We start from the raw sequence: 13,990 nt of genomic DNA on the forward strand, positions 1-13,990 counted from the left end.
ACTCGGTCCGATCTCCTGCCCGATGACGGTCGTGACCCCGCTCGCCAGCGACGCCTCCATGATGCGCGGCGACAGCAGGTGCACATGGGTGTCGACGGCCCCGGCGGTGGCGATCAGCCCCTCTCCTGAGACGATGGTCGTGCCGGTGCCCACGACGACGTCCACACCGTCGAGGGTGTCCGGGTTGCCGGCGCGGCCGATGGCGTGGATGCGGCCTTCGCGGATGCCGATGGAGACCTTGCGGATGCCCTGCACCGGGTCGATCACCACGACATTGCTGATGACCACGTCGCAGGTGTCGCGGACGGCCGCCGCCTTCAGGTGCAGTCCGTCGCGGGCGGTCTTGCCGAACCCGGCCAGGAACTCGTCACCGGGGCGCTGTGCGTCGGACTGGACCCGGACGACGAGCCCGGAGTCGCCGAGGCGGATCCGGTCACCGGCACGGGGGCCGTGGACCGCCGCGTACTCGTGCGGGTCGATGTGCCCCTCGCCGGGCGTGCGGTGGTCGATGTGCCGGGTCGGCCTGCTCATGGCGTGCTGCCTTCCGTGCTGCTTTCCGTGCTGGTGAGGGCGTCGACGGCGCCGAGATAGCCGCAGGCCGCCGCCTTGAGCAAGGCGGCTTCCTTGGCGCCGGGGGCGTCGAGTGGCCCGTCGACGAGTCCGGCGAAGCCGACCGCGACGCGCGCTCCGCCCATGGCCACGAGTCCGGCCTCGGCCGTGCGACCGGCGTCGAACCGTGTCGAGGAGCCCGCCGGGGCGGCGAGCCGCATTCCGTAGGCGGCCGCCCGGTCGAACTCCAGGCGTGGGTTCGCCTCGAAGAAGTGGAAGTGCGAGGTCACGCTGATCGGCACGGATGCCGTGTTGCGGACGGTCAGCCGGACGGCCGGCTCCGGTGCCGCGATCACTTCGGAGCCCGGGATCACGCCTCCAGGGGCAGCGTCGCTCGGATGCGGCTCCGGAGGGCCGAACGGGTCGGTGATCACGGCAAGCCGAGTGCCGTCCTCGAACACGGCCTCGACCTGGATCTCGGTGACCACGTCCGTGACGCCCGGCAGCACATCGTCGGGTCCCAGGACGGAGCGTCCTCGTTCAAGAGCCGCGGCCAGGCGCAGACCGTCTCGGGCCGCCTCGCAGACCGTGTCCGCGATCAGTGCGGTCGCTTCCGGGACGTTGAGGCGCAGACCGCGCGTGTGCCGGGTGCGAGCGAGTTCCGCGGCGGTGAACAGCAGCAGCCGGTCGCGTTCGGTGGGTGTCAGCGGCACGACTGCCCCTGACGGACGATCCGGACGACGGCGGTGAGCCAGCTGGCGGGGGGTGAGAACAAGGTCTTCCTCCGGAGGCGGAACTGACGGAACGAATGTGCCGGGCGCGGGGCCTCTTCGAGTACGGCGCCGGCTCCGATCCCCGCCGGGGACCGGGATGTCAGCGGGAGCCGCAATGGACCTCTGGTACGGCAGGCAGTTCGAGCGGCACGATGGCCGCGCAGATCGGGCCCCTGTGGCCCTGAAGTGAAGCCACTGTGGCACTGCCTGAAAATTCAGTCAATACTTGGGATGGAGTTACAGGCGCCAAGGGGCGACGTCGGTCGGGTCGATGCGCGAGTCCGAGGCGCTGCGCCGCCGGCCGCGCTACCGCGGCTTCAGGCCTGCGAGTTCGGCCTCGACGGCGCCCTGCATCAGGGCCCTGGCGTGATCGACCTGGATGCCGCCGCTGAGCCAGCGCATGCTCAGCCCCTCCAGAAGAGCGGTGAGCCGCTCGGCGGCGGAGGCCAGGGCGGACGCGGGTGCCATCGGCTGCACCTGCCCCAGCAGGGCGGCGACCTCCTGCACCCACACCAGTGTCGCCCTGGCGAGATCCTCGCGCAGTACCGGATCGAACACGGCACTCGCCCGCAGCTCGCCCCATGCCGAGCTGTTCTCCCGTACCTCCTGGGTGTCCTGCAGTTCCAGCAGGAGGATCTGTTCGAGTTCTTCGCGCGGCCCGAGCGGTTCCGCGTCGGGGTCGCGGGCCGTGGTGTAGCGCTCCGCCCGGTCGTTGATGAACTCCAGCGTGTGGCGCAGAACTCCGGTGCGGTCCTTGAAGTGGTAGTAGATCAGACCCGTGGACACACCGGCCTCGGCAGCCAGTTCCTCCACGCGGAGCCCGCGGACTCCGCGCCGGGCGATCACCCGTGCCGCCGCTTCGAGGATCTGTGTTGTGCGAGACGCCATGACCATGAACCCTATCCGGTTTCTCAGCCCCTCCTGTCGTAGCGGCTCAGGGCCACCGTGACCGCCCCGTCGTCCGGTTCGGCCTCGATCAGCCGGGCGACGACGAGCTGCTTCTGGTCGGGGCTGCGGACACAGAACGGGCGCTCGTCCGCGAGATCCTCGAGTGCGAGGGACGCGACCGGCTCCGTCTCGATGCCCCGTACGCAGTCCGCCGGGCTCAGGGCATACCCGGATGCGATGAAGGCGTCGCTGTCCCCGGGCACCGCGAACCCGTTCCCGTCGCGCGCCAGGAACCACGTCGAGGTCTCGGCGGGGACCACCTTCCCGGCCTTGAGATCGAACTCGTAACCGGAGTCGGGGGCGGTCAGTTCGGCGTCGGCGTAGCCGGGCACGTAGACGCCGGAGGCCGGTGAGGAGGGCGAGGAGGACGCCGACGGCGTGTGCGAGGGCCGGGCCCCCTTGTCCGTGCCGAAGGCGCGCTTCTCGAACTTCTTCAGGGGGCCGGCGTAGTGGAGCGCGGCTCCGGCCGCCAGTACCGCGGCGACGGCGACGACCGCGGCTGTCGCCCCGCGGCGACGGCGGCGTTCACCGCTGCGGCGGCCTCCGGGCGCCGGAGGATCCGTGTGCTCACCCGCGTCGGCGGCGGCAGAGAGCGTGGGCTGGGCGTGGAGGTCCGCCTGCTGCCGACCCCGCCCCCTGATCTCGTTCCGGACGGCGGCCGGGAGCCAGCCGTCGGTGAACTCCAGGGAAGGGCCGACGGCCGGATGGGCGTGCGCCGCCGCGATGACTTCGTCCGAGGAGGGCCGTGCCCTGGCGTCCTTGTCGAGGCAGCGCCCCAGCAGGTCGTGCAGGTCCCGCGGCACCCGGGAGAGGTCGGCCGGTTCGTGGACCACCCGGTACAGCGCGGCGGACTCCGGGCCCTGCCCGAAGGGAGGCACACCGCCGGCCACGTGGGCCGCCAGGGCACCGAGCGCGAAGACATCGGTCGCGGCGCTCACCGGACGTCCCATGGCCTGCTCGGGCGCCATGTACGCGGCCGTGCCGATCCGCAGGCCGGTGCCGGTGAGGCTCGCCGCGTCGGCTGCGCGGGCGATGCCGAAGTCGATGACCCGAGGACCGTCCTCGGCGATCAGCACGTTCGCCGGCTTGAGGTCCCGGTGGACGACGCCTGCCCGGTGAATGGCCTGCAGCGCCTCGGCGATGCCGGCCACGAGCAGCAGCACCGTGCGCACCGGTAGTGGGCCGTGGCGCTCGACCACCTGGGCGAGGGAGGGGCCTGGCACATAGGCCGTGGCGAGCCACGGAACCGGGTCGTCGACCCCTGAGTCGATCACCTGCGCGGTGAACAGCCCGTGGATGCGCCGTGCGCTTGCGACCTCGTCGGCGAACCTCCTGCGGAACGCGGGATCCGCGGCGAAGTCCTCCCGCACCGCCTTCAGGGCTATGGGCCGCCCACCACGGGTGTAGGCGAGATAGACCACGCCCATCCCGCCCGAGCCCAGCCGGGCGTGGACGCGGTATCCGCCGATCTCGTGCGGGTCGTCTGCGGACAGTGCCTCGTGCGAGGGAGACGTCCGGGGAGGCTGAACGGACATGTGGTGACTCTTTCGGCGGTGCGGAGCGCAGGCCACGGAGCCGGCGCGATGACGATGGTGCATCTAACTAAATTTTCAGTCAATGTGGCACAGTGGTCGCCCGGAGTCACACCGACAGGCGCAAGTGCAGGGAGACAGAGTGAGCGACCGCAGAACAGTCATCCTCGAAGCGGCGGCCAGAGTCATCGCCCGCAGGGGAGTGCGAGGGCTGCGGGTGGAGGAGCTGGCAGCCGAGGCGGGGATCTCGAAAGCTCTGGTCTACTACCACTTCGGCGATCGCGCCGGCCTTCTCCGCCGCACTCTGGTCTTCATCAGCGACCGGGCCGAGCGCTACACCGCCGGGGACGCCGAAGGCGCGGAAGGCGACAGCCCTCGGGAGGGGCTGGAGCGGTCGTTGCTGCTGGAGTTGCAGGACGTACCGGAGGTCCGGGAGAACAGCACCGCGTGGGGAGAGCTGCGCGCGAGTGCCGTGTTCGACCCGACGCTGCGGGACGAACTCGCACTCGCGAGCCTGATCTGGACCCGTGAGGTGGCGGACCTCCTCGGTCGTGTGCTGCCGACCGCACCGGAATCGACCCTCGTCGCGTCCGCGGAGCGGCTGACCTCGCTGCTGGAAGGCCTCAGCAGTCGCTGGCTGAGCGGTGTCCTGCAGCTGGATCAGGCCCGCTCCCGCATGCGCGAGGCGATCGCCGTGGAGATCGCGCACCTGGGGTGGGAGGGCGAGGCGGTGATTTGACTGAAAATCCAGTCAGTGCCACAGTGGGGGCACGGCGGGCGCCCCCACCGTCGCGGTCATGGCGACATCGGCATCCCGAACCAAACCTCCCGGCCGGGCGAGCCCCGGCCCCGGGAATTCGCGCAGTGCGCCTTGACGCGCTTGTTCCAGCGCCGCCGGATAGCGTTGTTGTCCCACGATCGGAGCACACCGTGTCCCCCCTTCCCCCCTCTCGGCGCAGTGTCCTGCACGCCATCGCCGGAATCGGTGGCCTCGCCCTCGGCGCGACGGCGTGCGGACCGGACGACATGACGCGGACAGGTGGGTCCGGTACCGGCACGGACACCGCCACGGCCGGCGGGCGCCGGTTCGGCGCCGAGTGGGAGAGCCACGCCCGCACCTTCATGTCGTGGCCCGCGCTGGAGTCGGTGTGGGGCGAGGACCTGCCCTACGTCCGGCAGGACATCGCCCGGGTCGCCCGAGCCGTCGCCGGGTACGAGTACGTGGTCCTGATGGCCAGGCCCGACCAGCAGAAGGCCGCGCAGAAGGCGTGCGGCTCCCAGGTCGAGGTCATCCCCCTCACTGTCGACGACCTCTGGGCCCGGGACACCGTCCCGGTGTTCGTCCATGACGAGGGCCGCGTCATGGGCGTCGACTTCAACTTCAACGGCTGGGGCAACAAGCAGCAGCACACCGACGACGCCCGCGTCGGCAGCACCTTGCTGCAGAAGTACGGCGTCCGCCGGACCAAGGCTCCCCTGGTCGCCGAGGGCGGCGCCTTCGAGACCGACGGAGAAGGCACGCTTCTCGTCACGGAGAGCTCGGTCGTCAACGACAACCGCAACCCCGGCAAGAGCCGTGACCGGATCGAGGCGGAACTCAAGCAGACCCTGGGCATCCAGAAGGTGGTGTGGCTGAAGGGCGTGCGAGGTCAGGACATCACCGACGCACACGTCGACAGCCTCGTACGGTTCGTCGCCCCGGGCGTGGTCCTCCTCGACAAGGCGCAGCCCGGCACGCCCGCCGACTCCTGGTCGCGCGCCTCCGATCAGGCCCGTTCCGTGCTGAGCGGGGCGACGGACGCCCGGGGCCGGCGCTTCGAGATCGTCGACCTTCCGCAGCCCGACCTGGACAAGATCACGGGGGAGGGCGACGACTTCGTGTCGAGCTACGCGAACTTCTACGTCGCCAACGACTCGGTCTTCATGCCCCGTTTCGGTGACAGGAAGGCTGACGACCGCGCACGCGGCATTCTGCAGGAGCACTTCCCCAAGCGCGATGTCGTGCAGGTCGCGATCGACACGATCGCCTCCGGCGGCGGTGGCATCCACTGCTCCACGCACGACCAGCCCGGCAAGCCCGTCGACTGACCCCGGCCGCCCGACCCCGGGCGCCCGATCCCAGGCGACTGATCCCGGCCGACTGATCCCGGCCGACCGGACATGGCCATCGGCGAGCGTCTAAGGCCTCTGAGGGATGACCAGTTCGGCCCAGATGGTCTTGCCGGACGAGGTGTAGCGCGTACCCCAACGCTGGGACATCTGGGCGACGAGGAACAGGCCGCGGCCCCCCTCGTCGTCCCGACGCGCTCGCCGCAGGTGCGGTGCGGTGTGCGCGTTGTCGGAGACCTCGCACAGCAGACAGCGGTCCCTGATCAGCCTCAGCGTGACGGGCCCGGTGGTGTACCGGATGCTGTTGGTGACCAGCTCGCTCACCACGAGTGCGGCGGTGAAGGACAGTTCGGACAGGTCCCAGGCCTCCAACTGGCGCTCGGTGACGGTGCGGGCCTGAGCCACCATGGCCGGGTCGGGCGGCAGCTCCAGGTCCGCCACACGGTCGGCGCCGAGCCGCCGGGTGCGGACGAGCAGCAGCGTGGCGTCGTCCGCCTGTGGTCCGGGCGGCAGTGACGACAGCGCCCGGTCGCACAGCTCCTCCAACGGGCACCGTTGCCACGTGAGCACATGGGCGAGTCGGTCGATTCCGCTGTCGATGTCGGTACGCCGGTCCTCCACGACGCCGTCGGTGAAGAACGCGACGACGCTGCCGCTGGACAGGATCAGCTCGACGTTCTCGTACGGCAGGCCGCCCAGCCCCAGGGGCGGTCCCGGCGCCAGGGCGGACAGGGCCACCGAGCCGCTCGCGTCGGCCACGATCGGTGGGGGATGACCCGCGCTCGCCCAGACACATCGGCCGTTGACCGGGTCGTAGATCGCGTACAGGCAGGTCACCCCGAGCGCCTCGTCGCTCAGCCCGTCGTCCGCGTAGGATTCCGAGTCCTGCGCGACCAGGCCGTCCAGCCGGGTGAGGAGTTCGGCCGGATCCAGATCCAGCAGGGCCAGGGTCCGTACGGTCGCGCGCAGCCGGCCCATGGTCGCGGCCGCGTGTACGCCGCGGCCGACCACGTCGCCGACGGTCAGGCCCACTCGGGCACCGGACAGCGGGATCAAGTCGAACCAGTCACCGCCCACGCCCACGCGGCTGTCGGCGGGCAGGTAGCGGTACGCCACGTCGACCGCGCTCTGCTCGGGCAGGCGCTGTGGCAGCAGGCTCCGCTGCAGTACCAGGGCTGCCGCATGCTGGCTGGTGTAGCGGCGGGCGTTGTCGATGCCGACGGCGGCACGCTCGGCCAGTTCCACGGCGAGCGTCTGCTCCTCGGGCCCGAAGGGGTCGGGGTTGTTGCTGCGCCGGAAGGTGGCCAGGCCCAGGACCGCATCGCGGGTGAGCAGCGGGACGAAGAGGGAGGAGTGCGAGGGGGCCGATCTCGTCCCGCCCGGCGTCTCGGGCGGGGCGGCGTCGACGACGGGGCGGCCGGTGGCCAGGCTCAGAGCCTGCGGTGACGATGCCGAATAGGAGACGGGACTGGTCCGGAACTCTTCCGGGGTCCGGCCGTGCATCCGCAGCAGACTGTGCCCCGGTGCCGAGCCCGTCGGCGGCTGCCGCCCCTCGATGACCGCCGGCGGCAGGTCGACCAGCACCTCGTCGGCCAGCTGGGGTACCGCCACGTCGGCCAGCTCCGCCGCGGTACGACGCACGTCCAGCGAGGCACCGATGCGCTTTCCCGCCCGTACGAGCAGTGACAGCCGTTCCTGTGCGCGGTAGCGGTCGGTGATGTCCAGGGACTCCTCGAACAGCCCCAGCGGTTCGCCCCGGGCGTCCACCAGCCGGTGGTACGAGCAGGACCAGACGTGCTCGCGCACCGGGTCGGCGGGGGCCCGCCCGCGATAGTGCATGCCCATGATCGGTTCCCCCGTCGTCAGGACGTGCTCCATGATCTGGTCTTCGTCCGGGGGGTGATGACGGGAGATGAATTCGCCTTCAGGAAAGAGATCCGCGGCCGGTCGGCCGACGTACTGGGCGATCCCCCCGAGTTCCAGATCGGTGGAGACGTTGCCCCACACCACGCGCATGTCGGTGTCGAAGATCGTCAGGCCCACGGAGGACTCGGTCGTGAGCCCCTGCAGCATCGCCAGCTGCGCCTCCCAGCTGCGCAGCTGCGCCAGCTCCGCCGCGACCACGACCGTCGCGGCGACGCCCTGGTGCGCGAGCGGGCTGAACGTCACGGCCGCCCGCAGCGTATGTCCGTCCCGGCAGCGGAGGTCCAGGACCGTGCTGCGGGGCTTGTGCGCCTTGCAGAGGGCGGACAGCCGTTGCCCGGGGGACGCAAGCAGCCGGGTGGCGGACTGTCCGAGCACGTCCTCGGGCGAATGTCCGAGGAGGCGCTGAGCCGAGGATCCCCACCCGGAAACCCGGCCCTCGGCGTCCAGTACCGCCACCGCGGCCTTGGAGAGGTCCAAAGGACTGTGGAATTCGACATTGGCCGCATTCGGAAAACGATCCATGACGCCGCTTCCCTTCGTGCTCCCTCAGCATCCCGTGCCGCACGACGGACGACAACCGCACACGCGACGCCCTCCGCTCACACAGGGTGATCGCCGATGATGACGTGGACACGACCCACCAGGAACTCCGGAACGGTCGGGAACAGGCCCGCCCTACGGCTCGCGTTCCGCCGGCAGGTACCGGCTCAAAGGCGGCTGCTGGGCCAGCACCGCCCCGATGGTCACCGCGAAGGTGACGGCGGCGCACAGGACGATCAGCCACGAGAGCAGGGCGAGGACCAGGCCGAGGGAGCCGTACTCCGCCAGGGACCGGTTGAGGGCACCGGGCATGTACAGGCGGGCGGTCAGACTGAGGGTGGTGGTGGCCGCCGAGGCCAGCAGCGCGCCCGGCAGGAGTGGCGGCCAGGGCACGCGGGCGGCCAGCAGCAGGTGCTGTGTCCACAGCCAGACACCGGTGCTCACCACGAAGACGAGGGGTGTGCCGAGCCAGAGCCCGGCGCCGAAACCGTTCCGTACCGGGCCTTGCAGGAGGACGACCAGCAGCAGCGTGAGCAGCCAGACCACCCAGCGCCATGCGGCGATCCGGGTGCCGGCCCTCGGCAGTCGCCAGGCACGCTCGCAGACCCGAGCCATGGCGCGGCTGAAACTGGTCGCGGAGAGCAGGGTGATCAGCACGCCGACGATCCCGCTGGTCTCCCGCAGGGCGGAGTCGGTGGACGCGCTGAGGACCTGTTGCACCTGCTGGTCGGCAGGGCCGGTCAGGCCGAACAGGGCGCGCAACGAGGCGCCGAGTTGGTCGCGCACGCTCTGCGGGGTGAACGCCGCGAGGGCGAACAGCAGCGGTACGCAGGCCAGGAACGCCTGGGCGGCCAGCCGGGTCGCGGCATCCAGCAGGTTCGCGGACAGCAGGCGGCTCGTCACCTCGGTGAGGACCGGGAGACGCCGTTCGGCCTCGGCACGCAGACGCCGCAGCCGCGCCGTCCACGACATACCGACTCCCGACCGCGTGCCGTCCCGTCGTACGACAGTCAATGCCGTCCACCGCGCGGGACGCGAGCGGGGCTGCACCGATCGGGCGCGCAGCGGTCACCGGTGTCCGTGGGTCCGTGCCTTCGGCAATCGGCAGGGGGACCGGGCGTGGCTGTCGGGCGATCGTCCGTGCCGGTGACCCGAATGGCCCGCGCCTGCTCGCGCGTCCGCTCCGTTGCGGGTCGGCTGGCAGGCAGCGGGGGAAGCGAGGAGGAGGACGGGTGGCGGACGGCAGCTCGCATGCGGACGGTGACGCGGAACGGTCCGAACTGCAGGCACTGCGGGCCCGGGTGGGCGCCCTGGAGAGCGAACGGACCCGGCCGCCCCGGCACCACGTCAAGTCCTTCGTCGCCGCCGTGCTCATCGTCATCGGATGCGTCCTCGCTCCGCTCTCGGTCGTCGCCGCATGGGCGGCCGACCAGGTGGGCGACACCGACCGCTATGTGGCCACGGTCGCCCCGCTCGCCTCCGACCCCGCCGTGCAGGACGCCGTCGCCGACCGGGCCACCGACGCGCTCATGTCCCACCTCGATCTGCCCGCCCTGCTCGCGGACGCGGCACCGCAGGACCGGCCCCTTCTGCAGAAGGCGCTGGGCGGCAGGCTGGGTGACGCCGTCGAAGGCGCCGTACGCAGCTTCGTCCACGACAAGGCGCGGGAGGTCGCCGCGTCGCACGCCTTCAAGACCGTCTGGACCGACGCCAACCGCCGGATCCACAGCTCCCTCGACAAGGCCCTCACCGGCAGCGGCGGCGGCGCGGTGCAGCTGAAGAACGACACCGTCACCCTCGACCTCGGCCCCCTCGTGGACCGGGTCAAGCAGCGTCTCGTCGACGCCGGGATGTCCGTCGCCGCGCACATCCCCGCCGTGCACACGGACTTCACCCTCGCCACATCCGATCAGGTGGGCAAGGTCAGGACCTACGTACGGCTGCTGCAACTCGCCGGGAACTGGCTGCCGGTGCTGGCCGTCGTACTGATCGCCGTCGGTGTACTGCTCTCGGTGCGGCGGCGCCGGGCCCTGGTCGCGGGCTGTCTCGGCGCTGCCGTCGCCACCGGGATTCTCGGCGTCGGGCTGCGCGTGTTCCGCGTGATCTACCTCGACCGGCTGCCCGCAGACGTCTCCCAGGACGCGGCCGCCGCCGTGTACGACACGCTGACCCACTTCCTCCAGACCACCGTACGGATGGTCGTGGCGCTCGGCGTCGTCATCGCCCTGGGCGCCTGGCTCACCGGCCCCGGCCGGTACGCCGGGCTGGTTCGGCGGCTGTGGACCTCCGGGATCGGCGCGGTCCGCGCCACCGCCGACCGCGCCGGTCTGCGCACCGGGCCGGTCGGTCCCTTCGCACGCCGCCACCGCACCTGGATCACCTGGATCCTGGTGGCCGTGTCGCTGCTGGTCTACCTGCTGTGGTCGTACCCCACCGGCTGGGTGGTGGTGGGCATCGCCCTGTGCCTGCTGTTCGCGCTGGCCGCTCTGGAGTTCCTGGCGGCGACACCACCGTCGGCCGCCGGTGAACGGTCCTCGGCCCAGGCTCCCGCCTGACCCCCCGGGAGCCCACGGACGCCGGGAGTGCGGCGACCGTCGTACCCCGCCCCCCCGTCCCCTCGCCCGCCGTCCATCACCCGGGCGGCGTAACGCCTGTGGCCGGTTCACCTGTCCGGCCGCAGGGTCGAAACAGTCAGGCGGACGTCCCCCGACACCGTCTGCCGCACGAGAACGCGAGAACGGAGTGTCACCATGACGACGCAGCCCCACTCCGCAGCGCCCTCCGGCGGCTACAGCCCGCCGCCCACCCGGAACAGCCCGTGGGCCACCGGCGGCGCCACCTTCGCCGGCGTGCTGATGCTGCTCAACGGCATCCTGGCCATCTTCCAGGGCATCTCGGCGATCGCCGCGGACGACGTCTACGCCCGTATCGACCACTACGTGTACAAGATCAATCTCACCGGCTGGGGCTGGATCCTGCTGGTCCTCGGCGTCATCGCGGCCTTCGCCGGCTGGGGCATCCTCTCCGGCGCCGCATGGGCCCGCGTGGTCGGCATCGCGCTGGCCTCGCTGAGTCTGCTGGCCCAGTTCCTGTTCCTGCCGTACTCGCCGCTGTGGTCCGTGATCATGATGGCCATCGACGTGTTCGTCATCTGGGCGCTCGCCGCCTACGAACCGGACACCGCGAGACGCTGACCCGCCGGTACCCGCCCCTCGCCGAGGGCGACCCGCGGCAGGGTCCGCTTCAACGCTGGATCACGGGCGGCGGGCAGCCGCCGCCGTGCCGACCGGGCCCCGTTGTGCCGTCACCTGATGGGCCCAGCACACGTTGCATCACCCGAATGGCGGACCTGGCGCGCGGTCGGTTGCCGCGCCCCGAAGCCTAGGATCCAGCACCGGACAAATAGGGCATCTTCCGCGTTGTCTGGCCCTGGCGGGTGCACCTCACGACCGAAGGAGACGGGATGCCGCACCGCGCCGGGAGAACCCGCTGGAGGCGTTTCGCGCTGGTCCTGGTGCCCAGCGTCGCGGCCTGTGCCGCGGTCGGTATCGCCATGGCGCAGGGAGTGCTCGCCGCCTCGTTCTTCATCTCGGGCCAGAGATTCCAGGTCAGCGCCGACTCGCTGACCGCCCGTGGCATCAGCGTCTACGGCATGGTCGACGTGACCAGGAGACATCAACTCGTACCCGTCCTGGTCACCGGCGCCCGGCACGCCTCGGTCCGCGGGTTCTGCCAGTCGGTGCAGGTCGACGTCCCCTTCCTGGGCACGCAGACGCTGCGCCTCACCGGTGGCGAGAAGCGGCCGGCCGAGGCGACGGACATGTTCTTCGACACGACGACCGAGACCGCCGGAAACGTCGATTTCACCGGCCTCGACATCGGTGTCGCCCAGGGCGCCATCACCAAGGGCAAGGTCAGGCCCGGAGACAGGGACTCGAAGTTCTTCGATCCGAACGGCGTCGGCCAGCAGGCGGTGTCGGCCACCCTGACCGACGTGAAGGTGACCGCGGTGGCGATCTCCGCCGGCACGTTCAACGTTCCAGGCCTGCGCGAGCAGGTCCAGCCGGGCAACCACGCATGCTTCTGACCCGGGTGGCCCGGTACGGGGCCGCACGCCCCGGGGCTCGCCTCCTCCGCACGGGACCGCAGCATCACTGATCAGGACAGGACGCGTGACCACCAACCCCTTCGGCAGACGACGTGAACTCCTCACGATGGCGCTCGACTTCCGGCGCGGCTTGCGAACCTGGCGTGGCGAACGCCCCTTCTGGGCCGGGCTGTTCACGTGCACCGCCGGTCTGCCCATCCTCTACTGGCCCTACGCGAACATCGACCTGGGCGGGGTTCCGCTCGCCCTGTCGACCACATCCGGCGTCGGATCCCTGGCGATCGGAATTCTGCTCCTGGCTCTGGGCGCCACCCTCTGGTACCGCCCCCACTTCCGTGTGTTCGCCGGGTGCGCCACCCTCCTGCTCTCCCTGATCTCCTTCCCCGTCGCGAACTTCGGCGGCCTCTTCCTCGGTGTCGTGTCCGGCCTGCTCGGTGGCTCCCTGGCCTGCGCCTGGATGCCGCCCGCGGCCGAAGAGCCGTCGACGCCGGCGAACGACCGCACGACCACGGCGGCTACGGCGGGAGAGGGCGGTGGTGGCACCTGACAACCGCTCCGGCCGGACCGCGCACTCCCGCGCGCACGAGCCCGAGCGCCGTCACCCGGACCGTACGAGAGCGCCCGGTTCCGCGCTCGGCCGTGTGCCCCGGCCCCTTGCCTGCGCGCTGGCCGTGGCCTGTGTGCCCCTGGCACTGCACCTCGCCGCACCGTGGGCAGTCGGCACGCCGACCGGCTCCGGTGCGGCGGCCGACCCCACGGCAACGGCGTACGCCTCGCCGACACCCGAGGACATCACCCCGACACCGACGAGCGGCATGCCGACGCCCACGAGCACGGCCTCGGATCCGGCCAGTCCTTCGCCGGCCCACTCCGCCCCGGGGCCCACGGCCACGCACGTCCCGAAACCGGCGGAGAGCACCGCGCGAGCGACCCCGAGCGCCTCCGCAGCGCCCTCCGACGCACCGCTGGACGCACCACCGGTCCGCCCCGCCGGCGCCCCCTGGGTGCTGCGCGCCGACCGACTCGCCCTCCGCGGCGCCAGGTTCGACGGGGTGGTCAGGGTGCGCACCGCGGCCGGGACGGTGCGGGCACTGAAGTTCACCGTACGATCACTGAACGCGGTCGACCTCGACGTCACCGCGGGCCGCGGCCGTGCCGCGATGCGCCTTCGGGCCGGTCCCGCGACGACGGCCACCCTCAAGGGCCGGGGCGCCGCAGGCACGGTGACCCTCTACGTCCGTCGGCTGTCCGGGACGGTCGTGGGCCTCGGCGGCGGCCCGCTCCCGCCCGACCGCGCCGTCACCCTCACCCCCGACGCCGTACCCGACTGGCTCGCGCACCCGGTCACCCCTGCCCGCACGATCACCTTCGCCGCGGCGACCGCTACGCAGGTCGCGCAGTGCGGCGGCACGCTGTCGATCAGGGGCCTGCTGCTCCGCACCGCGGCCGGGTGACCGAGGCGAACCCGGTCCCCGTGTGCCGTCCCGGTGACCGCCGGGGCAGGG

The 13,990-nt window shown here is 71.6% G+C and carries 12 protein-coding genes and 1 pseudogene; 7 read left to right on the forward strand and 6 right to left on the reverse strand.

Annotation, left to right across the window (positions count from 1 at the left end; all coding sequences use genetic code 11):
- The 4 genes and pseudogenes from AQI95_RS35390 to AQI95_RS35405 all read right to left on the reverse strand — a co-directional run.
- Positions 1-531, reverse strand: a pseudogene (locus AQI95_RS35390) (urease subunit alpha); the annotation flags it as partial.
- The gene (gene ureA, locus AQI95_RS35395; protein WP_067133799.1) at positions 528-1,262 is read right to left on the reverse strand and encodes an urease subunit gamma; all 735 of its coding nucleotides are present in this window, start codon (positions 1,260-1,262) and stop codon (positions 528-530) included. The pseudogene AQI95_RS35390 and the gene ureA, both read right to left, overlap by 4 nt.
- A 366-nt stretch (positions 1,263-1,628) precedes the next feature.
- Positions 1,629-2,210 carry a TetR/AcrR family transcriptional regulator gene (locus AQI95_RS35400; RefSeq protein WP_067134084.1) on the reverse strand — a complete coding sequence of 194 codons (582 nt, stop codon included), beginning with the start codon at positions 2,208-2,210 and terminating at the stop codon, positions 1,629-1,631.
- A 23-nt stretch (positions 2,211-2,233) separates the two neighbouring features.
- A complete protein-coding gene (locus tag AQI95_RS35405; RefSeq protein WP_067133802.1) occupies positions 2,234-3,805 on the reverse strand; it encodes a serine/threonine-protein kinase in 1,572 nt (523 codons plus the stop codon).
- Positions 3,806-3,944: 139 nt separating this feature from the next.
- Here AQI95_RS35405 and AQI95_RS35410 point away from each other — a divergent pair, with 139 nt between their 5' ends.
- Positions 3,945-4,541: a TetR/AcrR family transcriptional regulator gene (locus AQI95_RS35410; protein WP_208614342.1), complete on the forward strand. Its 597-nt coding sequence runs from the start codon at positions 3,945-3,947 to the stop codon at positions 4,539-4,541.
- 191 nt (positions 4,542-4,732) lie between these two features.
- Entirely contained in the window at positions 4,733-5,890 is a 1,158-nt protein-coding gene (locus AQI95_RS35415; protein WP_067133809.1) for an agmatine deiminase family protein, read from the forward strand.
- A 90-nt stretch (positions 5,891-5,980) separates the two neighbouring features.
- On the opposite strand, the gene AQI95_RS35420 is transcribed toward AQI95_RS35415, so the two are convergent.
- Both AQI95_RS35420 and AQI95_RS35425 read right to left on the reverse strand, forming a co-directional pair.
- On the reverse strand, positions 5,981-8,359 hold the full coding sequence (locus tag AQI95_RS35420) for a SpoIIE family protein phosphatase (RefSeq protein ID WP_067133812.1): 2,379 nt from the start codon (positions 8,357-8,359) through the stop codon (positions 5,981-5,983).
- 153 nt (positions 8,360-8,512) lie between these two features.
- On the reverse strand, positions 8,513-9,349 hold the full coding sequence (locus AQI95_RS35425; protein WP_067133815.1) for a YhjD/YihY/BrkB family envelope integrity protein: 837 nt from the start codon (positions 9,347-9,349) through the stop codon (positions 8,513-8,515).
- A gap of 260 nt (positions 9,350-9,609) precedes the next feature.
- Between AQI95_RS35425 and AQI95_RS35430 the strand changes: the two genes are divergently transcribed.
- The 5 genes from AQI95_RS35430 (at position 9,610) to AQI95_RS35450 (ending at position 13,939) form a co-directional block, all read left to right on the forward strand.
- Positions 9,610-10,932 (forward strand): hypothetical protein, encoded by a 1,323-nt coding sequence (locus AQI95_RS35430; RefSeq protein ID WP_067133818.1) that lies wholly within the window; start codon positions 9,610-9,612, stop codon positions 10,930-10,932.
- Positions 10,933-11,127: 195 nt separating this feature from the next.
- Entirely contained in the window at positions 11,128-11,571 is a 444-nt protein-coding gene (locus AQI95_RS35435; RefSeq protein ID WP_067133821.1) for a DUF7144 family membrane protein, read from the forward strand.
- A 269-nt stretch (positions 11,572-11,840) separates the two neighbouring features.
- Positions 11,841-12,464 carry a DUF6230 family protein gene (locus tag AQI95_RS35440; protein WP_067133824.1) on the forward strand — a complete coding sequence of 208 codons (624 nt, stop codon included), beginning with the start codon at positions 11,841-11,843 and terminating at the stop codon, positions 12,462-12,464.
- 85 nt (positions 12,465-12,549) lie between these two features.
- Positions 12,550-13,032 (forward strand): DUF6114 domain-containing protein, encoded by a 483-nt coding sequence (locus tag AQI95_RS35445; RefSeq protein ID WP_067133827.1) that lies wholly within the window; start codon positions 12,550-12,552, stop codon positions 13,030-13,032.
- Entirely contained in the window at positions 13,022-13,939 is a 918-nt protein-coding gene (locus AQI95_RS35450) for a hypothetical protein (RefSeq protein ID WP_159056636.1), read from the forward strand. Before AQI95_RS35445 ends, AQI95_RS35450 begins: the two co-directional genes overlap by 11 nt.
- Positions 13,940-13,990 lie beyond the last annotated feature (51 nt).

The organism is Streptomyces yokosukanensis, from assembly GCF_001514035.1.
In the GTDB taxonomy this organism is placed as follows: domain Bacteria; phylum Actinomycetota; class Actinomycetes; order Streptomycetales; family Streptomycetaceae; genus Streptomyces; species Streptomyces yokosukanensis.

What these genes read in the sequence shown, in the direction of transcription:
- AQI95_RS35400 (WP_067134084.1), bottom strand. Translation starts at nt 2,210, where the DNA reads ATGGCGTCTCGCACAACACAGATCCTCGAAGCGGCGGCACGGGTGATC.
- AQI95_RS35405 (WP_067133802.1), bottom strand. Translation starts at nt 3,805, where the DNA reads ATGTCCGTTCAGCCTCCCCGGACGTCTCCCTCGCACGAGGCACTGTCC.
- AQI95_RS35420 (WP_067133812.1), bottom strand. Translation starts at nt 8,359, where the DNA reads ATGGATCGTTTTCCGAATGCGGCCAATGTCGAATTCCACAGTCCTTTG.
- AQI95_RS35425 (WP_067133815.1), bottom strand. Translation starts at nt 9,349, where the DNA reads ATGTCGTGGACGGCGCGGCTGCGGCGTCTGCGTGCCGAGGCCGAACGG.
- AQI95_RS35435 (WP_067133821.1), top strand. Translation starts at nt 11,128, where the DNA reads ATGACGACGCAGCCCCACTCCGCAGCGCCCTCCGGCGGCTACAGCCCG.
- AQI95_RS35440 (WP_067133824.1), top strand. Translation starts at nt 11,841, where the DNA reads ATGCCGCACCGCGCCGGGAGAACCCGCTGGAGGCGTTTCGCGCTGGTC.